This is a genomic window from Helicobacter fennelliae (genome assembly GCF_900451005.1).
GTDB lineage: Bacteria > Campylobacterota > Campylobacteria > Campylobacterales > Helicobacteraceae > Helicobacter_B > Helicobacter_B fennelliae.
Genome location: NZ_UGIB01000001.1, coordinates 1,528,067 through 1,552,380, shown reverse-complemented (window position 1 = coordinate 1,552,380; position 24,314 = coordinate 1,528,067). Strand labels below are relative to the sequence as shown.

Below are 24,314 nucleotides of genomic sequence, written 5' to 3'. Positions count from 1 at the left end.
TTGTTTTGTCGATAGGCAACTAGCCTTATCTCCTTACTCAAAACTTCACAATCTATCAAACCCTTGCAAACCCTTGCAAACTCATCTTAAAATCTAGAATTTCTTTACGCTCGCTTGTGTTTGCATAGAATTTAGAATCTAAAAGTGGATTCTGGTTTGATTCTTCTTGAATTCTTCGCTAACACTTAAGATATGACAAAGTGGATTCTGGTTTAGATTCTGGATTTGCTGGATTGCCACGCAAAATTTTTAATTTTGCTCGCAATGACAAGCCTGCTCTGTCATTGCGAGGACGATAGGACGAAACAATCTAGTCAAAATGGATTGCCACGACTTCCTAGCGGAAGCCTCGCAATGACGATAAAAACGATAGATTCTAGTAGAATCTATGCAAACACAAAAGAGCGTGTAAAAAATCCTCTATATTTTAGCTTATTTTTGTAGTTTTGCAAGTTTAGCAGTGAGTCGCACTATATCGTGCGTCGCCAAAATAAAACAAGATAAGCCAAACGAAGCAATCTGCAAAAGAAGCAAAAAGAGAGGATTTGGAATCTATGGAAATTAGATTCTATAAAATCTTAGCCCTATCTACGCGTAGTAAGGCTTTTTGTGCGCTCAAACATACAGCCAAAACTCGAATATGAAAGCAAGGTTTTGTATGAATACACTTCCGGGCGATTAAAATTAATTTTGGCTATGGTTTGGTAGATGAGATCTTTGTAGATTCCATCATAAATGCACGGACCATCTTGGATTGTGCCATCGACATATAGGATTCGTTTTTTCATCGGCAAATCATACCAATCCATAATAAAATGATAATTAGAAGTGAGATTGAGACTTGCTGAATAGCCCGTGATAATCGGATAAGTCTCTTGACGGCAATAATAGATTCCATCATAATTAAAGCAAGAATTTTTATCTAGCACTTGCATAGGCAGATATGTAATGCTTGAAGTTGGGATTGTGTTTGTGGCTTTGACAAGGCTTATGTAGATGATGTTGCGCGCTTGTGAGAGCGGGATTTCGCTTTCTGTATAGACGGAGCTAAAGCCTCGTTTTTGCAGAAGCTCGATCACAAATGGAATATATGAGGCTGCAAGCACATCGCCTTTATGTGGTGCGACAATCAATGGCGCATTAGTGTTGAAGCGGTATTCTTGCATGAGCGCGGAATTGTATTTCATCTCTACAAAATTTCCAGAGCAACCAAAACAAATAAAGCCGACAAAAGTGATACAAAAAACAAGGTAGCGCACAGCATTCTCCAGATATATTTGTGATATATAAGCAATTTGTATGCCAATATTGATTCTCTTATCAATCCTATTTAGAGAATCCAAAACAAATAAACGATATAATTTGGATTTTATGTGAGATTTTTAGATTGGATATGTGAAAATTTATATTATAAATCTAACCAAATAAATCTCGCATAAACACACAAAGGACGCGTATGAAAAAATTTCAAAACGATCTTGTCAAGCTTGATAGGCTAATCCAAGCTCAAGAGGCTCAAGTTGCTAATCTCTACAAGGCACTTGATGATCCAGATCATCACTTTAGAGCCGAGCTCATAAGGCTTTGCAAGAGTTTGGATATAGAGCCAAAAAGGGCGCATTTTTTTGCGCTTATTGATCGGATTGTCAATCTCAAAGTTGGCGGGATTGTGCAGATTCTCAAATCCTGCGACAAATCAGAATCTCAAATCTTGGAATCTAAATATTTTTTGCTTGGTTTTGTGCAGGATTTTTATCATTCAAGACATTTTAAGCTTTTGCAGGATATCGAGACAACGGGGCTTTTGACGCCTTTTTATCGGGCGTTGCTTTTTGGCGTGCATAATGTTGGTTTGCAAATGAGCGCGTTTTTTACACAATGGAGCAAAAAGTTCATCGATGGCACAAATGAGGAATTGAGGGCAAAGTTTAAAGATGATGTGTTTGCAAAGCTTATTCCTACAATCGACAAAGAATCCAAAAATGGCAAGCTCATTACTTCGGATCGGAGCTATTCTATTGCTGTGCTTTGTGGGGAGCGCATTAAGATTTTGCCTTTTTGTGTAGTGTTTGAAAAAGAGATTTTATCTATCGCTCAAGCGCTCACACAGCTTATAGATTCTCTTTGTGTTGATGATGAGATTTATAACGCTAAGAGCGCGTATGTTGAGTATTTTACAGCCTTGAGGGAGGCGTTTTTGCAGGCTGATACAGACAAGCTTATCTCATCGTGGCAGGAAGTAGATAGAAAATGGATGTGCATTACAACGCCATTTCAAGTCGGTCATCCTCTTGAATATTATGAGGATTGTTTGCGCCATTGTGTCGCGCCTGAGTGGGATTTGCGCTTTGCATACTCGCATTTCACGCAAAGTAGCGATGTATATAAGAATGTTTGCGCGCTTTTTAGCGATATGTGTGAGGATTTGTTGCGCGAAAATAATACAAAAAATAGCGACAAAGAAAATAATCACAAAAAAGAGAACAAGCAGAATCTATCGCGCATTATGGCTGGCATTCGGGCAAATGTCATCGCTTCGCTTCAAAAAGTGCGGTTTTATATCGGGACGCCAATGTTGTATTATGGTGCTGATTTAGACGGCTTATTTTCTGCGCAAGTCGTTCCAAATGATGAGGAAGTCTCCAAAGAATTTGGAAAAAAAATCTTTGCTTTTCCAGATAGGATTCTGCGATCAAGTCGCGCAAAGCCAAAAATGCGCTTGCATTATGAGGTGTTTGAGCGAGAGTTTTTGCAAAAAATGCGCGAGATTTTGTTTGATGATGAGAATCTATGGTTTCGGATTTATGATATAAGCACAAATGGGCATGAGCTTGGGCATATTTTGTGGATTGATGATGAGACGCAAAGTGCGATGAATACAAGCGGAGAATTTAAAAACATCGAGGAATTTAAAGCTACTTCAGGTGGCTTAGTGGCGTATTTTCATCAAATGGATAAAGCACAAAGTGTCGCAGGCGATGAATTGAGTGCATTAATGGGCGATACAATTGCAAGGGCTGTGTTTTTGATGGCATGGAGAGAGCAAGAGGAAGTGCGTCCGTATTATTGTGAGGGGTTGATACATTTGTATGGGGCATTTAGCACAAATGTTTTAGAATTTAACCCACAAAACTCGCCTTGCTTAAAAGTCAATACGCAGTTTTATGATAATCTGAAATTATGGTATCAACGCACTTATGAGTCATTAGTCAGACATTATATCGACAAAAAAGACGCTAAGGATTGGCTGTATCTTTTTGTGCGCAAAAATGATAAAACTTACACTTCAGCACATAAAATTGTGTGCGAATTTGTGGAGTGGTATTGGCAGAGGTATTGTCAAATTGGTCAAGAAATACTTCAAGAAAATGCTTAACAATATCCAATAATCAGTCAAAAATAGCAATAATGGCTTGCCTGAAATTATAAAACAAGCCAAGCAGAATCTTATTTGCGTGGATTTAAGGAAGTGGATTTGAAAAATGTGGTATGATTAAAGTTATTTTGAGTGGTGAGAGGAGATAGAGTGAGGTTTATTATCAAAAGCATTGTGTGTGGTGTGGTGTGTGTGTTGATTTGGGGTTGTGGCAAAACCCAAACAAACGATGCATTAAGTGAAGATATAAAAAATCAGAAAGTAGCAAAACAGAATGATCCAAAAGAGTTTGAGGATTTTTTGGGGATTGGGGCTAATCCAACCCCACCAGATAGTCAAAACAACAAAACCCCCGCTACACTCGTGCAAAATGCTACAAATCCGCTTTCACCGCTCACAGGAGATGTGCGAGATTTTGTTTCGTTGATGACACATTTGGGCGGAATCTTATCGATTTGGGAAAGTAGCAATGGAAGCTGGGTTTGGACGCATTTGAGTTTGCATTATCCTTATTTTGGTGATGCGTATAATTGGCAAATCCAACCACTTCAAAATGGCTCTGTCCGCTTTGTCAATAAAATGAGCGGAACATGTTTGAATGCCTATGGAAAGGGCGTGATCCATTATCCTTGTGATGAGCAGAATCCAAATCAAGCCTTTCGGCTTATCTCTATGAAAAACGGCGCGTTTCAAATCCAAAACACCTACACAAAACAATGCCTAGAGACAAGCTTTGCGAAAAAAGCTCAGTATCCAGTGATGCTAAAAAAATGTATCAAAGACAATAATCTTGAGCAACAATGGATTATCATTCCTCCATTTTTAAACCCAATGCCTATAACATATCCTTAAAATTGGAGCAATAATGAAAGCAATATTACGAAGTTTTGTCCTAAGCATAATGATAGCTCAAGGGCTTTTGGCAGATCTCAAAGACTATACAATCGCAAGCTGGAATCTTTCAGGCGGTATGCCTAGCGAATATAAATGGCAACACATTGTGCGCGGACTACTTATGGGAAGCAATGGTGCTGATATAGTAGCATTACAGCAAGTGGAAAGTCTCGCAGCGACAGCTCGATTTTTGAATACATTTTTTGTGCCGATCACCTCAGGCGTGCTTCCAGTGGAGGAGTATCAGTGGGATTTGGGTGGCAATGCATTTGTATTTGTGTATTTTGTGCGCGTAGATTCTGCTTCAAATGGGGTGAATTTAGCGATTGTAACCAAAAAAAGAGCGCATCATATCGTTGCTATCAGATCGCCTATTAGATTTGCTCCTCCGATTTTTGGCATACAAATCGATCAAGATGTGTTTTTGAGTTTTTCATCTATTGATGCTAAAGGCAAAGATGTGCCACAAACACTTAGCACGATTTATGATAATTTTACTTTGCGTCCGGAAGTCTCATGGGCACTAATTGGGAATTTTAATCAAACTCCAGCCACACTTCAGCAGAGACTCTCACCCCAAATACAAGAGCATATTAATATTGTAGCTCCGGACACTATCACGCGCAAAAGTGGCGGGGTTTTTGATTTTATCATTACAGGAAATTCAGGTGTTACGCCTTATTATGCACCAGCACTTGTAAGTGGGCTTGTGAGCGTGGGATTGCAATTTGATTCTGTGTATCTGCCTGTTTGGTTTGGCAAGTGAGCGATTAAGGCAAGTAGATATGAGGCAAAAAGCAAAAGCAAAATAAATAAGTAAAAAGCAAGGAGGATAGCATGAAAAAAATATGTTGCATTGTGACTTTGTGTGTGGTTGGGGTATTTGGTGCGACTGATTTGCCTACTTCTGCGGTATCGATTCGATCTATGGCGACAGGATATTTACTCAAAAACAACACCAAAAAAGCCAAAAGTGTAAATTGGGAAATGAGAGAAGTTTTGCTACCCGGATATTTGGCAAATAAATATCCTTTTGGCGCAGTGCAGTTTCATGACATCAAAGATCCGAGCAAATGTTTGGCTAATAATGGAAGCTGGCTACAAATAGACAAATGCGATATGATCCAAGCAGGCGATTATCGGAGCTTGTTTTCTATCCTTCCTACCACAACAGGTGCTGTGCAAATCCTCTCAATCGCAAATGATAAATGCTTATCGATAAATCCTAATACCAAAATGATAAATAAGATTCTCGAGATCCAAACCTGCCAAACAGCCCAAAAAATTGATATGCAATGGCTATGGGTTATCGCCCCTGCGGTGGTAGAATCAAAAGTGATTAAGAGATGATGTTTGGATTTATGCATTTATGGCTTTAGATTCTGGTTTGTTGTTTTGAGGCTTTGCTAAATCCACAAAATCTAGAATCTAAAAATTATCATTTTTGTATGTTACCATTCTTAAGTGCAAGCAAAAAATCTAGAAAGAATAATACGGAATTTATTTTTGTCATTGCGAGCAAATTTATAAAAATTTGCGTGGCAATCCATAAAAAACCTTAGATTTTAGATTCTTTGGTTTTTGTGCCTTATGAAAGCGCAAAATTCCAAAGAATCTTAAAAACGCGCATAATCGATGCATAATGCGCGCAAATCACTACTTTACGCCCCTTGTGCGATTTTCTCAATCACTGCATTAAAGCTCGCACTTGGGCGCATAATAGATTCTGCGCTTTTATCATCAAATTTATAATACCCGCCAAGCTCTACTTTTGCGCCTTGTGCGTCTAAAAACTCCGTGCGGATTTTAGATTCACTTAGTTCTAATTCTTTAGCGATTGGCGCAAAAAATGCGCGAAGCTCAGAATCTAGCTCTTGGGCGCCCAGTGCTTTTGCAAAATAGAGTGCTAGATAAAAATGGCTCGTGCGATTATCATCTTCTTTTACCTTGCGCGAGGGCGCTTTGTTATTACTTAGCCACTCGCTTATGGCGCTATCAAGACAGGCAGAGAGAATCTGCGCCTTTTTATTGCCCGTCTTTTGCGCGTAAAACTCAAGGCTTGCCTGCAATGCCAAAAATTCGCCCAAGCTATCCCAGCGCAAGTGATTTTCCTCTATGAGCTGCTCCACTTGCTTTGGCGCGCTCCCGCCAGCACCTGTTTCAAACATCGCCCCGCCATTTAGCATAGGCACGATTGAGAGCATTTTTGCGCTCGTGCCAAGCTCAAGGATTGGGAAAAGATCGGTGAGATAATCGCGCAGCACATTGCCCGTGATTGAGATCACATCCTTGCCCTCGCGGATAAGCTTAAGCGTCTTTAGGCAAGCCTCTTTTGGCGCAAGGATCTCAAGCCCAGAAGTTTTTTTGCCCTGCTTTGCAAGCTCTTCTAGCCGCGCTTTTACAAGATTTATTAAGATTCTATTATTTGCGCGCTTTTCATCTAGCCAAAATATCGCCTTTGATCCGGTGAGCTCCGCGCGCTGCAGCCCTAGATCAATCCAGTTAATGATCGCATCAAATTTCGCCTCATTAGCGCGGTAAATATCGCCCTTGCGCACTTTGTGCTCTAAGATCACGCTATTATCTTTGGTATTTATAATGCGGTAGATTCCATCGCTTGGCGCGATAAAGGTCTTATCATGCGAGCCATATTCTTGGGCTTTGCGCGCCATGAGCCCGATATTTGCCACGCTGCCTAGCACTGCGGGATTGAGCGTGCCATTTGCGTGCAAGTCCTCAATCGCCGCCTCATAAATCGTGGCATAAGTCTTATCAGGAATAAGCGCGTTGGTATCGTGCACTGCGCCATCTTTATCCCAGAGCTTCGCGCCGTTTTTTAGCATAGCAGGCATTGAGGCATCTACGATTACATCGCTTGGCACATGCAAGTTCGTGCGCCCTTTGGCAGAATCTACATAGCTTAGCGGCGCACTCGATTCTAAAATGCGCTCATACTCGCGCAAGATTTCATTCTTTTTAGGGCTAGATTCTATCTTACTTAAAAGCTCTGAAATGCCATTGTTTGGATTAACACCCAAAGATTCTAATTCGCTACTAAACTTCTCAAAAAGCTCACTAAAATACACGCTCACCGCAAGCCCAAAGATCACCGGATCGCTCACTTTCATCATCGTAGCCTTAAGATGGAGTGAGAGCAAGATATTTTCATCTTTGCAGAGCTTAATCTGCGCTCTGTAGAAGTCCTGGAGCTTTGCGCTATCCATAAAGGTGGCATCAAGCACTTCGTTTTGCTCTAGGCTCAAGTTATCCTTACACACGCTTATCTTGCCGTTGCTATCGACAAACTCAATGCGCGCGGTGGTGGGCTCAGTGATAAGCACGGCTTTTTCGTTTTCAAAAAAATCACCCTCATTCATATACGATACGTGTGTTTTAGAATTCTTATCAAAAGGCGTGACCTTGTAGGGATTTTTCTTCGCATATTCCTTCACTGCCTTTGTGCAACGCCTGTCAGAATTGCCCTGACGCAGCACGGGATTGACCGCAGAGCCTAAAGTCTTTTGGTAGCGCGCTTTAATCTCTTGCTCTTTTGAATCTTTTGGCTCATCGGGGAAGTCTGGCAGCGCGTAGCCTTTAGCCTGCAGCTCTTTTATCGTGGCTTTGAGCTGGGGGATTGAGGCGGAGATATTGGGGGTTTTTATGATGTTAGATTCTGGCTGCTTGACAAGCTCGCCTAAGATTTCTAGCTCGTCTTTAAGCTCTAAATTGAGCTCTTTGGCAAACTGCGCCAAAACGCGCGCGCTTAAAGAAATATCAGAAGTTACTACCTCAATATCCGCGTGGCGCAAAAACGCACGCACAACAGGCAGGAGGGAATAAGTGGCAAGGGCTGGGGACTCATCAGTGAGTGTGTAGGTGATTTTCATTGGATTATCCTTTTTGTAGTTTTGATTGGATTTAAGTATATCAAAAATATATTGCAAAAATTTTATAAATATCACAAAGAAATGTTGATGTAAAATGAGAGTTTGAATCACAATGTATTTGCAATGTAGGATTTGCTTGTGTGAGCTACATTTAAGTGGCTTTGAAAGCAGTTAGGCTTCGGTGCGCTAATATTGGTTGTGTCAAAATTATCTAAAACTATAAAAGAAAATTTCGTAGTATGAAAAAGTAGCACAAAAGGTTTGGTCTAGTATAAGCCGAGTTCTGTCGAGGGTGGCTATTTATCTGGGATATATTTCGCAATATACCTCAAGCAAGGAGCAAAAATGAGACATTACCAAGCTCCTCTTGCTACGGATTGGGTTTGCATAGACAAATCTAATTGCTTAGATTCCGGTAGGCTCTTACCCCACCTTTTCACCCTTACCATTTGAAATGGCGGTTGTTTTCTGTTGCACTTTCCCTTAGGTTACCCTAGCCATTCGTTAAATGGAATCCTGTCTCTGTAGCTCGGACTTTCCTCTCTGATACATAGAGCAGCCACCACTAGACCAAAGAGCAATTATATCAAAAATGTTGAGAATCTTTGTGGAATCTAATTTTAATTCAAAACTATTTTTGGTAGAATCCATCCTCAAAAACTCTCAAAAATCATAAAAGGCAAGATAGTAATGATTGATATAAAACTTTTGTTGAATGACTTTGATTCTGTGGCTACAAAGCTTGCTATCAAGAAAGTCAGCGCGCAAGAGCTCGAAAGGCTAAAAAACCTCGCCTCTTTGTATAAAAGCAAAAAGCAGGCTTTGGAGGCATTGCAAGAAATCCAAAATAAATCCTCCAAGCTTTTTGGACAATACAAAGCCCAAAATAAGCCAATTAGTGAGCTCAAAGCCCAACTTGAAGAAAACAAATCAAACATCGCTCAAAGTGAGGCAGAGCTCAAAGCCACAGAGCAAAGATTGTATTCTTTGCTTTGGACGATTCCAAATATTCCAGATGAGCACACACCAAAGGGGCAGAGCGAAGAATATAATGTCGAGATTGCAAAAATCTTAGAGCCACGAGTTTTTGATTTTACCCCAAAAGAGCATTGGGAGCTTGCAGAATCTAATGGTTGGATTGACTTTAGCGCGGGGGTGAAGCTTGCCAAAAGTCGCTTTAATGTTTTACGTGGAATGGGTGCTAGGCTCAATCGCGCGCTGATTAATTTTATGCTTGATTATAATCAAAAAGCCGGATTTGAAGCGGTTGTTACGCCAGTAATTGTGAATGAAGAAATGCTTTTTGGGACAGGGCAACTGCCTAAATTTGAAGATGATATGTTTAAGATTGCGAACGACATCGAAGACAAGCAAGAAATAGAGCAAGAAAAAGCAGAATCTAAAAATAACATAGAAGGGCAGAAAGCCAAAGGTCATCAGCTCTACCTTATCTCAACTTCAGAAATCACGCTTACAAATCTATATAATGACTGCATTATTTCTGCTGAGAATCTACCCATTTGCCTAAGCGCGCATACACCTTGCTTTCGTAAAGAAGCAGGAAGTGCGGGCAAAGATACGCGCGGGATCATACGACAGCATCAGTTTGACAAAGTCGAAATCGTAGCAATCACGCACCCAAGCCAAAGCGATACAATGCAGCAAAAAATGCTCCAAACAGCAAGCGGAATTTTAAGCGCGCTTGAGCTTCCTCATCGATTAGTGCAGCTTTGTGGTGGGGATTTGGGCTTTAGTGCGAGCAATACGATTGATATTGAAGTATGGCTTCCGGGACAGAATTGCTATCGTGAGATAAGCTCTGTTTCGAATACAAGGGATTTTCAAGCAAGAAGGGCTAAAATCCGCTACAAAGAAAATGGCAAAAATGCACTCGTCCATACGCTTAATGGCTCTTCTTTGGCAGTTGGCAGGACACTTGTAGCCATAATGGAAAACTATCAGCACCAAGATGGCAGTATAAGCATTCCAAAAGTTTTGGAAAAATACCTCTAAAGTAAATCAATGGCAGAAGATATTAACAGCATTCAAGATGAGCAGACCGCACAATCTCAAAGTGCACAAAAAGAATCCAAAATCGCTTCCATTTTGCAGACTTTAAGTGCAAATTCTGCAAAGGCTTTAGAATTTATCAAGCAAGATAAAAAGCGATTGAGTATTTTTATCGGCGTGGGAGTGGTTGTATTTTTGATTTTGGTGCTTATTTTTGCCCTCAATCACAAATCCAAAAAATCATCACAACAGCCACAAATCGAGCAAACACAAGAAAAATCAGAGCAAGACATTCAAAAACTTGTCAGTATCAAACTTCCTGAACCCTCGCAAGATAGCCTAGCAAATTCAAGTATAAATAATCTCATCATCAAAGGAAATTTGCTTTATAACAAAGGTCATAAACAAGAAGCATTTGATGTGTTTAAAAAAGTTGCAAATTTTTCGCAATCGCTTGCTACTTATAATCTCGCGACAATGCAGCTTTCAAATAATCTTTATGAGGATTCTATCGCGCTGTATGCGGATTCTATCCAAACAGGTCAAAATATACCAGTAAGTGCGATTAATGCGGCTGTCTCATCATACAAACTCAATCGCTTTGATTTGTATAGCTATTATTTAAATCTAGCTAATGATGGCTTAGTAGAATCTCTTGATGAGCCATATTATAGCTATGCGTATGCACTTACGCAGTATTATAGCGGACATTATTTTGAGGCACTCTCGCCTTTACTTCACCCAAATTCAGAAGAATTTGAAGTGCAAAATTCGCGTCTTGCCGCACAGATTTTTACATTGTTTGGTGATGATGCAAATGCTTTGGAATCCTTAAAAAAAGAAGATAATCCACAAGATTATAAAGCTATGGGATTGTTGTATGCAAGAATGGGTGATTACACAAGGGCTAAGACATATCTTTCAAGATTTTTGCAAAGCAATCGCACAGATATACAATCGCTTATGGCGACACAAATAATTGATCTTAAACTTGGCAATTTCGCTTATGCAGCGACAAATCTTGAAAATATTGCAAACAATAGAAAATATGCTGAAATCGCCAAAGAAACCTATCCGATAAAAGTTATCATAAACCCTGAATTATTTGAGGTCAATCTCGCGCAAAAATCGTTTTGGGAGCGGGATTTTGAAAACAAAGATAAATTAGGCTATAAGACATTGTTTTATTTTGCTCCATATAAGGTATTTGACATCAAAAAAGCACTTGAGGGTATCACGCAAGGCACAAATATCAAGCAAATCAATATTCAAGAGGGCAAAAATATTCTTTTGCGAAGTGCGACAACTTCAAAAATCGATAAAGTTATCATCGATGGGCTTGTGCGTATTGAGACAAAGGATTTACGAAGTGCATTAAAGCAGCTCCAAACCTTTGCAAATCACAATTCAAATCATTCGATTTTGTTTTATAATCTAGGGCTAATATATGCGCAACTTGGGCAATACGAAGATGCTTATACATATTTTCTTAAAGCCTATTATCTTGATCCAAGCGATTATTTGTCAGGTATTTTTGCGATTTTGGCAGGGCGATTCAGCCATAAAGACACCACGCGCTTAAATTATGATTTGCTCCATAGCTTTCAAGAAGAGACATTCACTTCAGATACAACACAGCATTTTATTAAAAATTTTTTAAATTATATCAATGATAATCGCATAGAAAATGAGGATTGGATCGCGCAAGCCACAATGAAAGAGCCTATTTATTATGCGCTTGGCTTTACTTATGCGTTGCGCAATAAAGACAAAGCCCAAATGGCATTATATATCAAAGGATTAAAAAGCATTTATCCAGAAGATCTTGTTGTTAATATTTTAGAGTTGCTTACTCAAAGCTTTAATGAAAATCTCCAAAATATAACCTTAACAATGCATAGTGTGCTTAAATCCACAGATATTGATTTGCGTCCGATTTATTATGCAGGCGCACTTCCTAGAGAATTATATGTGTATTCGGGGTTTATTACGGGATTTTTGCAGGAGCAGGCAAAAATTATGCAAGATCATCTTGTAGCAGAAGAGAAATCTCCAAATGGCACATTACAGACATTGGGGCTGATTTATATCTATCAGCAAGAATTCCAAAAAGCCTATGCCATCTATAATGCACTGATTGATGATATAAAAGAAAATGATGGGCATACAAAGTTTTTGGCAGCTGTGAGTGCGATTGGGGCTGGAAATTTTGCAGATGCGGTGGTGCTTTTGCAGCTTACCAAAATGGAGACTCCAAGCATTTATGAAGCGCGATATGCACTCGGCTTGCTCTATCAAAACGCCAAAAATTTCAAAGCCGCAACATCAAATTATCACTTTATCTCCACAACCCCATTTCGATCGGAGTTTTTTGACTTCCAAATCGATACTGATAGAATCTACTCATACGAGCTTCAAAACACGCAACATCAAGATATGGAAGAGCAATGAGTAAGATTCTCTCATCTCTTAACCCCTCTCAGCAGCAAGCTCTTATGCATATTGATGGGGCGTTATTGATTTTGGCGGGTGCTGGAAGTGGCAAGACAAAAACCCTCACAAGTCGCCTTGCATATCTCATCAAAGAAGTAGGCATTCCGCCAAGTAGCACGCTTACACTTACCTTTACCAACAAAGCCGCCAATGAAATGCGCCAAAGAGCCTTAAGTTTGCTTGAGGATTATGAGATCACCACACCACCGCTTTTATGCACTTTTCATCGATTTGGGCTATTGTTTTTGAAGTTTTATATTCACCATTTAGGACGCGAGGCAAATTTTGTGCTTATAGATTCTGATGATCAAAAAAAAATCATTAGAAAAATCGATGATACAATTCCTACAAGTGATATTGTAAGCTTTATCTCAAGCCAAAAAAATGCGATCATCACGCCTGCTCAATCACTTCAAAACGCCAAATGTCCCCCCCAAAAAATGCTCGCACATATCTATCAGCAATACCAAAACTTTTTGGAAAGCAATAATATGGTTGATTTTGATGATTTGTTGCTATTAAGTTATCAGATTCTAGAATCTAATGAGAATCTAGCTAAAGAAATTTCACAGCAATATTCATACATTATGGTTGATGAATATCAAGATACAAATTTATTGCAAGTGGCACTTTTGCATAAGCTATGTAGCACACATCAAAATATCTGTGTCGTGGGCGATGATGATCAGAGTATTTATAGCTGGAGGGGTGCGGATATTGGCTATATTTTAAATTTTACCCAAAGCTTTGATAATGCCAAAATCATCAAACTTCAGACAAACTATCGCTCCAAAGCACCGATTTTGCAGGCTGCAAATAAACTTATCGCACACAATCACTCAAGACTTGGCAAAGAGCTAGAATCTGTGCGAGGCGAGGGCGAAGCTGTTGCGGTGATTTCTAGCTTTGATGAAAACAAAGAAGCTGATACAATCGCAAATGAAATAAAAAAGCTCATAGCTCAAGGCACAAAGCCACAAGAAATTGCTATTTTATTTCGCCTTAACGCGCTTTCAAGGGGGATTGAAGCGGGGCTTAATCGCGCTCATATTCCATACAAAATCATCGGCACGACTCGCTTTTATGAACGCGCGGAGATTAAAGATGTGCTTGCGTATTTTCGCTTGGTTTTAAATATCAATGATGACTTTTCACTCTCAAGAATCATAAACACACCACGAAGAGGAATCGGCAAACAAACAGAATCTAGAATCTTTGAATCTGCGACTCATCTTTCATTGAGCGTTTTTGAAGCACTTAGATGTGGCAAGCTAGATTCTATCCTTTCGCCCACACAAAAGCAAAGCCTTGAAAAATTGTTTCAAGATATTGAGGATTTGGCTCTTTTACTCAAAAGTGGCACATTAAAATTCCTCGAACAATTCCAAGCCAAAATCGATGTTTTAGGCAAAAATAATGGCAAAAAAAATAAACATGATGAAATCGATAGAGAGGCAAATATTGGTGAATTTTTCGGGTATTTTAGAGATTATATTATCCATAATCCTGATGCGAGTTTGGAGGATTTTTTGAATGATTTATCGCTCTCATCGGATTTAGATTCTCCTATTGATGAGAGTGTATGTGCGATGAGTGTGCATAGCTCAAAGGGTTTGGAGTTTGAGTATGTATTTGTCATAGGGCTTGAAGAAGATGTGTTTCCGCTGAATTATGATGGTGTCAATATCGAAGAAGAGCGGCGATTGGGGTATGTGGCTTTTACTCGAGCAAAAGAAAAGCTTATCCTCTCAAGCGTAGATTCTCGATTTCGCAATGGCAAACGCACGCAGCTTACTCCATCACGATTTTTGTTTGAATCCCAAGTGCTGCAATCCAAAAATAGCTTTCAGACAGCACCACAAGAAACTTCCTTTCAAAAAGGCGATGTCGTGCTTCACAAAATCTTTGGAAGTGGGGTGATTAAAGAAGTCCAAGATGATAAGCTTATGATTAATTTTGGTGGCAATATCAGAATGATTATGTCAGATTTTGTCAAAAAAATATAAAAAAGAAAGAGAATAAAAGATGAGATATTTTATTTTGTGCGTTATGGCGGTGCTTGCTTTTGGTAATGCGTTTGAAAATAGCGCATTTGAGAAGCAATGCAAGGATTTTATCATCAAAAGCTATCAAGAGCAGTATAAAGATCTCCACTTCACTTATAGCGCGCTTTCACTCTCGCCTACACTTCATATCGACATCACAGACGCAAAGATTCTCAATCTTGAAATCCAAAAAGGCGCATTGCAACGTAATAGCGGAAATCTCATCGCACTTATCCAAAAAAACAACACCCAAATCTCTTATCCTATCGCCTATACGATAAATGCGAGCATTGAGGTGCTACGCGCGACAATGCTTATCAAAAGCAATCAAAACATCACTGCTGCAAACGCCAAAATCCAAACAATCCCTATCGAGAATCTCAAAGGCATACCGCTTGCACCAAAATACCTCAATCAAATCTCTGCAAAATCCATCATCAGCGCTCATACGATTATTTTTGTATCAAAAACACAAAGTAAGATTCTGATTAAAAAAGGCGAAATGTTTGCAGGGGTGCTTTGGCAGGATTCTATCCAGGTCCAAACCGATCTTCAAGCACTTGAAAATGGCGCGCAAGGGCAGATCATCAAAGCGCTTAATCCGCATTCCAAAAAAACTCTGCGCGTGAGAGTGATCGGTGAGCAGAAAGCAGAGATTTTATAATGCAGAATCTTATAATGCAAAGTCGTGTAATGTAGAATCTTGCGATAATGATAAATATTAAAAGGCAGAATCTAAAGCAGAGAATCTAAGATTAAAAATCTAAAGGCAAAATAATTTATAAGGCAGAATAATTAATAAGGAATGAAAGTGAAATTTGTATTAGGCATAAGTGGGGCAAGTGGAATATCTTTGGCTCTTGGGTTTTTGGCGGTGCTAAAAGATCTTGGGCAGAATCTAGAGCTTTTTGTTGTGCTTTCAAATGGCGCAAAACAATGCGCTAAATCTGAGCTTAATCTAGAGGATTTGAAACATAAGATTTTAGATATAACTACAAATGCGAGAAGCCATAGCCAAAGTAGCGGAATCCAAACTCAAATGCAGACTCAAATATATGAAGATTTTGAAATGGACGCGCCCATTGCTTCAGGAAGCTTTGGGGCGGATATGATGGCAGTTATTCCTACAAGTATGGATTGTTTGGCAAAGATTGCTTGCGGGATAAGCGATACATTGCTTACACGCACAGCGCAAGTGATGATAAAAGAGGGCAAAAAGCTTTTGCTAGCACCTCGTGAAATGCCACTTAGCGCAATAGCTTGCAATAATATGACAACACTTGCCAACCTTGGCGTGATTATTGCGCCACCGATTTTGGGGTATTATGCTAAGCCATCAAATTTAGTAGAAATGGAGCATTTTATTTTTGGAAAATGGCTTGATAGTTTGGGTATATCAAATTCGCTTTATCATCGCTGGGGAGAATGATTATGCATAAAATTGGAATCTATCCGGGGACTTTTGATCCGCTTACAAATGGGCATTTAGACATTATTAAAAGAAGTTGTGAGATTTTTGAAGAAGTGATTGTTGCTATCGCCCATTCAGCTTCCAAAAATCCGCTTTTCACGCTCAAAGAACGGCTTGAGATAGCAAAAGTAGCCACAAAAGAATTTAGCAATGTGTATTGCAAGGATTTTAGCGGGCTTTTGGCAGATTTTGCTAGAGAAAACAACTCCAAAATCCTTATCCGCGGGCTTCGAGTCGTGAGTGATTTTGAATACGAAATCCAAATGGGCTATACAAACTCTTCGCTTAATCCTAAGCTTGATACGATTTATTTTATGCCGACATTGCAAAATGCTTTCATTAGCTCATCGATTGTGCGCGATATTTTGAGTCATCAGGGCAAAATCTCACATTTGATTCCAAAAGAAGTATTTGAATACATCAGGAGAAAACGACAATGTATGTAGTGATAGAAGGGATTGATACTTGCGGGAAATCCACGCAGATAAATTTACTTAAAAGACATTTTATTAATGCGATTTTTACCAAAGAGCCAAGCGATAGCGCGATCGGGCAGTTTATACGAACAAATCTTGAACTTCACCATAAATTTAGCGCACGTGCAGAGTTTTTGCTTTTTTTGGCTGATCGAGCCGAGCATATAGATTCTGTGATTATGCCAAATCACAACTCAAAGCTCATTATTAGTGATAGAAGCCTCATTAGCGGTATAGCGTATGTGCCTTTTGACAAGAAAGACGAGCAAGAGCTAGCGTTTGTGATGAATGTGTTTGCTACTTCTAATATTATGCCTGATTTGTGCGTTATGCTCGAGCTTTCAGAATCTAGCCTAAAAGATAGACTAGGGAGCAAAACGCAAGATCTCATCGAGCAAAGAGGCATAGCCTATCTGCTTGACATACAAGAAAAAATCAAGCTCTATGCTAAGAGATTAGCCAAACATCTTGTAATTGTAGATGCGAGTTATGGTAGAGAAGAGATCCAAACAACCATAATCAAAGAGATTGAAAAAGCATTATGAAATGCTTGATATGTGCTAGATTCTGCCTTGGTGTGCTCTGTGAAGGGTGTTTGGATTCTATTGTACTCACTCCTAGAAAGCGCGTTGTATCGGGTGTTACGATTTATACATTTTTTGCGTATGAGGATATAGATTTTTTACTTAGCTCAAAGTATTATGCAATCGGCAGTCGCATATTTACACATCTCTCGCGCATAGCAAGTGCGTATTTTTTCAGGCAAAAAACTGATTTTAGCGGAATCTATGGCGTGGGGATTGATGATTATGTGCGGAGTTTTTACTCACACACAGGCGTGATTTTGAAACATTTTTGCCAAAGCGGAATCCGCCCGATTTATGGGCAACTGCGCGCTCAAAATGTGATCTCTTATGCGGGCAAATCGCTTGAGTATCGCCAAAACAACAAGCGCGATTTGCTTTATAGCGCAAAAGCCAAAGATGTGATGATTGTTGATGATATTATCACCACAGGCACGAGTTTTGGTGAGGCGATTGATGTGTGTCAAAGATCTGGGGCTAGGGTGCATTTTGGGATTGCGCTTTGTGATGCGAGGAGTGCGGAGGTTGTGTAGAATCTAGAATCTAATTTCCATAGATTCCAAATCCTCTCTTTTTGCTTCTTTTGCAGATTGCTTCGTTTGGCTTATCTTGTTTTATTTTGGCGACGCACGATATAGTGCGACTCACTGCTAAACTTGCAAAACTACAAAAATAAGCTAAAATATAGAGGATTTCTTAATATACCATTTTGTTTCCATAGAATCTAAATCCTAGCTTTTAAGCGATTTGAGCTACGAGATTTGTTTTTCGCTTCGTCGATAGGCAACTAGCCCTATCTCCTTGCTCAAAACTTCACAATCTATAAAGCCCTTGCAAACTCATCTTAAAATCTAGAATTTTTTTACATTCTTTTTTATCTCCATAGAATCTAGATTCTAAATTGGATTCTCTTTTGCTTCGCCCTATCGTCCTCGCAATGATGGAGCAAGCTTGTCATTGTGAGCAAAATTAAAAATTTTGCGTGGCAATCCAGCAAATCCAGAATCTAAACCATAAACCAGAATCCACTTTGTCATATCTTAAGTGTTAGCGAAGAATTCAAGAAGAATCAAACCAGAATTTATTTTAGATTCCAGAGTTTTTAGAAAATTCACAATAATTTTATAAAAATTGCAAATAAAAAGATTATTTAAGTTATTATACATCTTTGCAATTTTAAGGATTTTTAAGGATTTGTAATGAATGTTATTGTTGATATAGGTATCGTGTTTGTGGCGTTTGTGGGTGCAGGAGTGAGTGTTTTTGGGGGTCATATACTTATTGGGATTTTGTTTGTGCTTGTGGCTTTGGGGGTGATTGTCCAAATTGTGCTTAGGGGAAAAGAGCGTGCGATAATTGATCGCATTCATAGCCAGATTTACAAATATGCGCAAGGGGAGTTTGAAGGGAGGATTATCCATATAAAAGGAAATCCAAAGCTTGTAGAAATATGCGAGAATCTTAATGATTTTGTTGATCACTTGGAGGCATTTTTGCGAGAATCTCAAACTGCGATTGAAAGCTCTCAAAAAGGAAATTATTATCGCAAGCCTATCATCGGTGGCTTGAGTGGCACATTTGCCAAAAACCTCACACATATCAATGCTGCATTGATGCAAATCGAAAATAACGCCAAAGAAAGTATCAAAAATGCGTTGTCTAAAAACCTTATGAATCTTAATCTCGATCACCAAAACACAAACCTTAAATCTATCGCCCATGATCTCAACCAAGATATTACATTTATGCGAAAAGTCGAGGATAATATCCATGAAATCAAAAACTCTGCCTCAAGAAGCAAACAAGATGTAACGATTATCATAGAATCTATCAATGGGCTTTTGGGGCTTATCGATCAAAACAACACATCAGTGGAGAGCTTTGCTCAAAAATCCAAAGACATTGGAAATGTCGTAGGGATTATTAGTGATATTGCCGATCAGACTAATCTTTTGGCGCTCAATGCTGCTATTGAAGCTGCAAGAGCGGGCGAGCATGGGAGAGGGTTTGCTGTTGTGGCTGATGAGGTGCGAAAGCTTGCCGAAAAAACCCAAGAAGCCACAAATCAAATTGCCATTTCTATCCAAACAATGCAGCAAGAAATGGATACGATCCAAACAGGAAGCACAGAAGTTACCAAAATCGCGAATGATTCTAGCTCTAAAGTCCATGCTTTTAATGTCGTGTTTAGCAAAATGGAGTCAAATAGCCTTTCGCTTGATGAGATTTTCTCACAACTCTCTGATAGGCTCGTGCTTTCTGTGGCAAAGCTTGATCATATTTTGTATAAATCTCATGTGTATTTTTCTCTCAATACACAAGAAAAAAATCAAGAGCTTGAAACACGCAATCCAATCTCTGGGCTTTTGGAAAATGATGCAAGCAAGCGCACAATCTTTAAAACAATCAGTGAGTCAGAGATTGAGGATTTCAAACGCAAACTCCAGCATTACACTAGTGAGGCTATTTCTAGGCTCAAAAAAGAAGTTACTTCTCAAGATTCTGCTGTCATTATCCAAAATATCGAGAATCTTGAGAAAAGCTCAAATGAGCTTTTGTCGCGACTTCAAAAGGCAGAATCAGATTCTCTTAGCATTGAGAATTGAAGTTTTTGTGCTTAATCCAAAACACATATTGTGTTTGTTAATTTTTGTAACATTTGGGAGATTTTGGTGTAAATGCGTGAAATAGGGCTTTTGGTGAGAAACTTGCAAAGTGCCATGCGAAAATTTTACAAAATTTCGCTAAATTTTTACAAACACATATTGTGTTTTTAAAAATTTATGCCACAATACACATATCATAACACATTAAATTTCATCAAAAAGGACAGGATATGAGTAACATTATCGGATTCCCACGCATTGGGCAAAATCGCGAGCTCAAAAAGGCGCTTGAGGCGTTTTGGGCAAATAAGATTCCACAAAGTGAGCTAGAGAGCGTCGCAAAAGCCTTGCGCGCGAAGCATTGGGCGCTGCAAAAAGATTTAGAATATGTCTGCGTCAATGACTTTAGCTACTATGACAATGTGCTTGATCTCGCCTATGCGCTGAATGCCAAGCCTGCGCGCTTTGCATCTTTAAGCGGGCTTGAGGGCTACTTTGCGATGGCGCGTGGGAGCAAGGAAGGCGTGGCGTGCGAGATGACAAAGTGGTTTAACACAAACTACCACTATGTCGTGCCAGAGCTCAGCATTGATGATGCGTATAAAGCTGATGCGAGCAACATTATCGCGCAGTATAATGAGGCTAAAGTGCTAGGCTACAAGCCAAAAATTGCGCTCATTGGGGTTTTTACATTTTTAGCACTCAGCAAGATCACCAAAGGCGCGCCAGAGGAGATTTTTAAGAAGGTAAAAAGCGCGTATTTTGATCTCATCGATGAGCTTATCACAAAGCTTGGCAAGGGCATTGTGATTGAATTCAGTGAGCCGATTTTTGTCAAAGGCTTTGATGCGGGGATTTTTGGGCTAGAGTGTAGTAAGGGCGGCAGCACGATAGAGTGTATTTATAATAATATGACTGAGAAGGGCGTAAAAGCCATTGTGAGCACATTTTTTGAGCATAGCAACGAGCTAACCGAAGTCCTGCTTAAAACCTCAATCCATGGCATTGGGCTAGACTTTATCCATGGTGCTAAAAATAAAGACGCGCTAGAATCTATCGCTAAGAGTGATAAGGTGCTGTATGCGGGTGTGATTGATGGGCGCAATATCTGGGTGGCGGATTTAGAATCTAAACTCGCACTGCTAGATTCTATCGCGCACGTGGTGCCAAAGGATAGGATCGTGCCAAGTAGCTCCTGCTCGCTACTACATGTGCCATTTGGTAAAGCAGACGAGGGCAAAATAGAGGGTGAGATCCTAAGCTGGCTTAGCTTTGCGAGTGAGAAGATTACAGAATTGCTTGTGCTAGAGGATCTCTTTAAGAGTGGCGGGAGCGCGGAGTCAAAGAAGTTTTTAGAATCTAATAAGCAAATAAATGCCACGCGCAAAAGCTCGACAAAGACAAATAATAAAGCAGTGCGCGATCGCGTAAAGGCAAACACACTCACAAAGCGCGCACAAGACTTCAAAGCGCGTATAAAGATTCAGCGAGAGGAGCTAGGCTATCCGGATCTGGCGACAACGACTATTGGCTCTTTCCCCCAAACGCCAGAGCTACGCGCTTTGAGGCAAAACTACAAAAAGGGCGCAATCAATAAAGCAGAGTATGAAAAAGGCATTAAAGAATATATCACCGACTGCGTGCGATTCCAAGAAGAGATCGGGCTTGATGTGCTCGTGCATGGCGAGCCTGAGCGCAACGATATGGTCGAATACTTTGGTGAGCAGCTTGAAGGCTTTGTGTTTAGCCAAAATGGCTGGGTGCAGAGCTATGGCTCACGCTGTGTGAAGCCGCCAATCATCTTTGGTGATGTGTCTCGCCCAAAGCCTATGACACTGGAGTGGAGCCAATTTGCCCAAAGCTTGACTTCAAAAATAATGAAAGGAATGCTCACAGGTCCTGTAACCATCCTAAACTGGAGCTTTGTGCGCGATGATCTAAGCCGTGCGGAGGTCTGTGAGCAAATAGCCCTTGGCATTGCCGATGAGATTGATGACTTGCAAAAGGGCGGAATTAGGATTATCCAAGTCGATGAGGCGGCTTTCAAAGAGGGCTATCCCTTGAGGAGCGAGAATATCAAGAACTATGAAGCTTACGCGCTCAAGTGCTTTAAGCTCTCAACCGCCGTGGCAGAATCTAAGACACAAATCCACACACATATGTGTTACAGCGAGTTTAACGACATTATCAAAACTATCGAGGCGATGGATGCGGATGTCATCAGCATTGAGACTGCGCGCAGTGGCAATGAGCTGCTAAAGGTTTTCAAGAGCGTGGGCTACACAAATGAGGTGGGTCCGGGCGTGTATGATATCCATAGCCCTAGAATCCCAAGCGTGGAAGAGATAAAAACGCAGATAAAAGCGCTGCTAGAGGTGCTACCAAAAGAGCAGCTATGGATAAACCCCGACTGCGGGCTGAAGACGCGTAAATGGGAAGAGGTGAAGCCGAGCCTTAAGAATATGGTCGAGGCGACTCGAGCATTTAGATAATGCGCTCCCTTTTTAGCTAAATTCATTGATTGCATCGCGCAACCTGCGCTCACTTACCGCTTTAGGTAACTCCCTTGGTTGCGGCTCGCAAAACAATAAATTTATCACAAAGTGTAGCTTCTTTAGAAACATTGAGCGCATTAGGGCGCAGTTTGCTACCAAAATAAGTGCAAACAGATTCTAATTTAGAGAATCTGCGGTGTTTGTGCTTATAAGTTTTAAATTTTTTCTGTTGGCACACAATAAATGCGTAGTATTTTTGAGCGAAATTTGGCGATTGCAAAACTTGGCTTCGGTCACTACCGCTTAAGGTAGCTCCCTCGCCTCGCTTTGCAATCGCCAAATTTCGCTCAAAAATACTAGCAGTCATAGAGGTAATTCATCAAATGTTAGATTCTCTTATCACCCACATTCACTCTAATAAGCCATTTCTAAGCCTTGAAGTCACGCCCAATTTAGGCGCTAATCTCTCAAGTAGCCTTATTAGCGAGCTTAAAGATTGCACTAAAGCGCACGCCTTTGTCTGCACAGATTCCCCATTAGCGCGTCTAAAGCCTAGCTCGCTGCTTAGCTCGCTCAAGCTGCAAAACGCGCTGGGCAAGCCTGTCATCTGCACGCTCTCAATGCGCGATAGGAATTCCATTGCCCTAAGTGCTGAGATCTTAGCGATTAATGAGCTTGGCGTGCGCGCATTTTTGAGCCTCACAGGCGATCCTATCAAGCTTGGGGATTGCGCGGATTCTAAGGGCGTGTTTGAATCTAACTCCTTAAAACTCGCACAAATCATCTCCCAGCTAAACGCCGGCTACGCGCTAAGCGGCAAGCCACTAGATTCTGCGGTGCAAAGGATTTATAATTTTAGCACGATAAGCTCTTACGCCCAAAACCCCAAAACACTAGAATCTAAAATCCAAAAAAAGATCACAAGTGGTTGTGAGGCGTTGTTTAGTCAGCCTGTTTATTCGCCAGAAAGCGCGGAGATGTTGCTTCAAAATATACAGAGGGCAAATGCAAGCACAGGAAAGAGTGCGCAAGGTAAAAGCGCACAACTTATTCTTGGATTTTTTCCTGTGATGAGCTATAAGGCGGCGTTGTTTTTGCGTGATAAGCTTCCGGGCGTGTTTATTCCTGATGATTGGGTTGAGAGATTGCAAAAAGCAAGCCAAATAGGCAAAGATGAGGAGCATAAAGTAGGGCTTGATCTCTCGCTTCAGCTTTTTAAAGCACTTCAAAAAATCCATAATAAAATCCACTTTATGAGCTCAAATAATTTTGCACTTTTTAAGCAGTTTGCGGATATATAGGGTTTATTATAGAAATGATATGAGAGGATTTGTAGATGAAAAAATTTTTTGGTATGGTTGTTGGGATTTGCGTGCTGGGCTTGGCGGTATGGGGTTTTTATTGCTACAAAAATTCTTCTAAATTTGACTTTAGCGCACAAAGCATACATGGCACAATCAAATTGAGCGATTTTAAAAATCAGCGAAAAATTGTGTATTTTGGCTATATGTCTTGCCCTGATGTATGCCCGATGACGTTCACGCTTTTGTCTCTTGCACTGCAAGAGAGTAGGGCAGATGATATTGCACTTTTTTTTGTGAGTCTTGATCCCCAAAGAGATGATGTAAAAAGCCTTGATCGATATGCAAAATATTTCTATCCAAACGCCTATGGATTATCACTAAGTCAAGATGAGCTTGATGTGGTAACCGCGCGTTATGGTGTCAAATATCAGCGGATTTTGCTTGATGATTCTGCGCTAGATTATTCTATTGCGCATAGTTCATCTTTGTATCTTCTTGACTCGCACGCAAGGCTTATTGGAGAGTTGAGTAATTTAACTTATGAGGAGATTTTGGGGTTTATAGGGAATGCTAGAATCTAATTTCCATAGAATCTAAATCCTAGCCTTTAAGCGATTTGAGCTACGAGATTTGTTTTTGTTTTGTCGATAGGCAACTAGCCTTATCTCCTTAC

Annotated in this window: 20 protein-coding genes and 1 other RNA gene; 17 read left to right on the top strand and 4 right to left on the bottom strand. The window is 40.1% G+C overall.

The window, feature by feature from the left end; translation table 11 throughout:
• Positions 1-264 precede the first annotated feature (264 nt).
• Positions 265-444 (top strand): hypothetical protein, encoded by a 180-nt coding sequence (locus tag DY109_RS11160; RefSeq protein WP_023949542.1) that lies wholly within the window; start codon positions 265-267, stop codon positions 442-444.
• A 140-nt stretch (positions 445-584) separates the two neighbouring features.
• On the opposite strand, the gene DY109_RS07620 is transcribed toward DY109_RS11160, so the two are convergent.
• Positions 585-1,259, bottom strand: coding sequence for a hypothetical protein (locus DY109_RS07620; RefSeq protein ID WP_034550357.1), 675 nt, complete (start codon positions 1,257-1,259; stop codon positions 585-587).
• Between the two features lie 197 nt (positions 1,260-1,456).
• Between DY109_RS07620 and ciaB the strand changes: the two genes are divergently transcribed.
• From ciaB to DY109_RS07600, 4 genes are all read left to right on the top strand, one after another.
• Complete coding sequence (ciaB, locus tag DY109_RS07615) at positions 1,457-3,376, top strand: invasion protein CiaB (RefSeq protein ID WP_023949539.1); 1,920 nt, start codon at positions 1,457-1,459, stop codon at positions 3,374-3,376.
• A gap of 150 nt (positions 3,377-3,526) precedes the next feature.
• Positions 3,527-4,228 (top strand): RICIN domain-containing protein, encoded by a 702-nt coding sequence (locus DY109_RS07610; RefSeq protein WP_023949537.1) that lies wholly within the window; start codon positions 3,527-3,529, stop codon positions 4,226-4,228.
• 13 nt (positions 4,229-4,241) lie between these two features.
• On the top strand, positions 4,242-5,036 hold the full coding sequence (locus DY109_RS07605; RefSeq protein ID WP_023949536.1) for an exonuclease/endonuclease/phosphatase family protein: 795 nt from the start codon (positions 4,242-4,244) through the stop codon (positions 5,034-5,036).
• Between the two features lie 71 nt (positions 5,037-5,107).
• The gene (locus tag DY109_RS07600) at positions 5,108-5,620 is read left to right on the top strand and encodes an RICIN domain-containing protein (RefSeq protein ID WP_023949535.1); all 513 of its coding nucleotides are present in this window, start codon (positions 5,108-5,110) and stop codon (positions 5,618-5,620) included.
• Positions 5,621-5,931: 311 nt separating this feature from the next.
• Here DY109_RS07600 and DY109_RS07595 read toward each other — a convergent pair whose 3' ends face one another.
• A complete protein-coding gene (locus tag DY109_RS07595) occupies positions 5,932-8,157 on the bottom strand; it encodes an NADP-dependent isocitrate dehydrogenase (RefSeq protein WP_023949532.1) in 2,226 nt (741 codons plus the stop codon).
• Between the two features lie 256 nt (positions 8,158-8,413).
• Positions 8,414-8,732: RNase P RNA component class A (gene rnpB, locus DY109_RS07590), an RNA gene on the bottom strand.
• Positions 8,733-8,847: 115 nt separating this feature from the next.
• On the opposite strand from rnpB, the gene serS reads away from it, so the two are divergent.
• The 10 genes from serS to metE all read left to right on the top strand — a co-directional run bounded on the left by serS (position 8,848) and on the right by metE (position 22,334).
• On the top strand, positions 8,848-10,170 hold the full coding sequence (gene serS, locus DY109_RS07585; RefSeq protein WP_023949530.1) for a serine--tRNA ligase: 1,323 nt from the start codon (positions 8,848-8,850) through the stop codon (positions 10,168-10,170).
• A 9-nt stretch (positions 10,171-10,179) separates the two neighbouring features.
• Entirely contained in the window at positions 10,180-12,618 is a 2,439-nt protein-coding gene (locus tag DY109_RS07580) for a tetratricopeptide repeat protein (RefSeq protein ID WP_023949528.1), read from the top strand.
• Positions 12,615-14,666: an ATP-dependent helicase gene (locus tag DY109_RS07575; RefSeq protein ID WP_115737833.1), complete on the top strand. Its 2,052-nt coding sequence runs from the start codon at positions 12,615-12,617 to the stop codon at positions 14,664-14,666. Before DY109_RS07580 ends, DY109_RS07575 begins: the two co-directional genes overlap by 4 nt.
• Before the next feature lie 19 nt (positions 14,667-14,685).
• Positions 14,686-15,369: a flagellar basal body P-ring formation chaperone FlgA gene (gene flgA / locus DY109_RS07570; protein WP_023949524.1), complete on the top strand. Its 684-nt coding sequence runs from the start codon at positions 14,686-14,688 to the stop codon at positions 15,367-15,369.
• A gap of 141 nt (positions 15,370-15,510) precedes the next feature.
• The gene (locus DY109_RS07565; RefSeq protein ID WP_034550354.1) at positions 15,511-16,134 is read left to right on the top strand and encodes a UbiX family flavin prenyltransferase; all 624 of its coding nucleotides are present in this window, start codon (positions 15,511-15,513) and stop codon (positions 16,132-16,134) included.
• Positions 16,135-16,136: 2 nt separating this feature from the next.
• Positions 16,137-16,622, top strand: a complete 486-nt coding sequence (gene coaD, locus DY109_RS07560) for a pantetheine-phosphate adenylyltransferase (protein WP_023949522.1) — start codon at positions 16,137-16,139, stop codon at positions 16,620-16,622.
• Positions 16,613-17,197, top strand: a complete 585-nt coding sequence (tmk, locus tag DY109_RS07555) for a dTMP kinase (protein ID WP_023949521.1) — start codon at positions 16,613-16,615, stop codon at positions 17,195-17,197. The genes coaD and tmk overlap by 10 nt, the downstream gene beginning before the upstream one ends.
• Positions 17,194-17,769, top strand: coding sequence for a ComF family protein (locus DY109_RS07550; RefSeq protein ID WP_034550352.1), 576 nt, complete (start codon positions 17,194-17,196; stop codon positions 17,767-17,769). The genes tmk and DY109_RS07550 overlap by 4 nt, the downstream gene beginning before the upstream one ends.
• Positions 17,770-18,435: 666 nt before the next feature.
• Positions 18,436-19,842, top strand: a complete 1,407-nt coding sequence (locus DY109_RS12370; protein WP_115737832.1) for a methyl-accepting chemotaxis protein — start codon at positions 18,436-18,438, stop codon at positions 19,840-19,842.
• Positions 19,843-20,072: 230 nt separating this feature from the next.
• Positions 20,073-22,334 (top strand): 5-methyltetrahydropteroyltriglutamate--homocysteine S-methyltransferase, encoded by a 2,262-nt coding sequence (gene metE / locus DY109_RS07540; RefSeq protein WP_023949514.1) that lies wholly within the window; start codon positions 20,073-20,075, stop codon positions 22,332-22,334.
• Positions 22,335-22,395: 61 nt separating this feature from the next.
• Here the strand turns inward: metE and DY109_RS07535 are convergent, their stop codons facing one another.
• Positions 22,396-22,704 carry a hypothetical protein gene (locus DY109_RS07535; RefSeq protein ID WP_023949512.1) on the bottom strand — a complete coding sequence of 103 codons (309 nt, stop codon included), beginning with the start codon at positions 22,702-22,704 and terminating at the stop codon, positions 22,396-22,398.
• 16 nt (positions 22,705-22,720) lie between these two features.
• Between DY109_RS07535 and DY109_RS07530 the strand changes: the two genes are divergently transcribed.
• Together DY109_RS07530 and DY109_RS07525 are read left to right on the top strand one after the other, a co-directional pair.
• Positions 22,721-23,638, top strand: coding sequence for a methylenetetrahydrofolate reductase (locus DY109_RS07530; protein WP_023949510.1), 918 nt, complete (start codon positions 22,721-22,723; stop codon positions 23,636-23,638).
• A 35-nt stretch (positions 23,639-23,673) separates the two neighbouring features.
• Complete coding sequence (locus DY109_RS07525) at positions 23,674-24,222, top strand: SCO family protein (RefSeq protein WP_023949508.1); 549 nt, start codon at positions 23,674-23,676, stop codon at positions 24,220-24,222.
• Positions 24,223-24,314 lie beyond the last annotated feature (92 nt).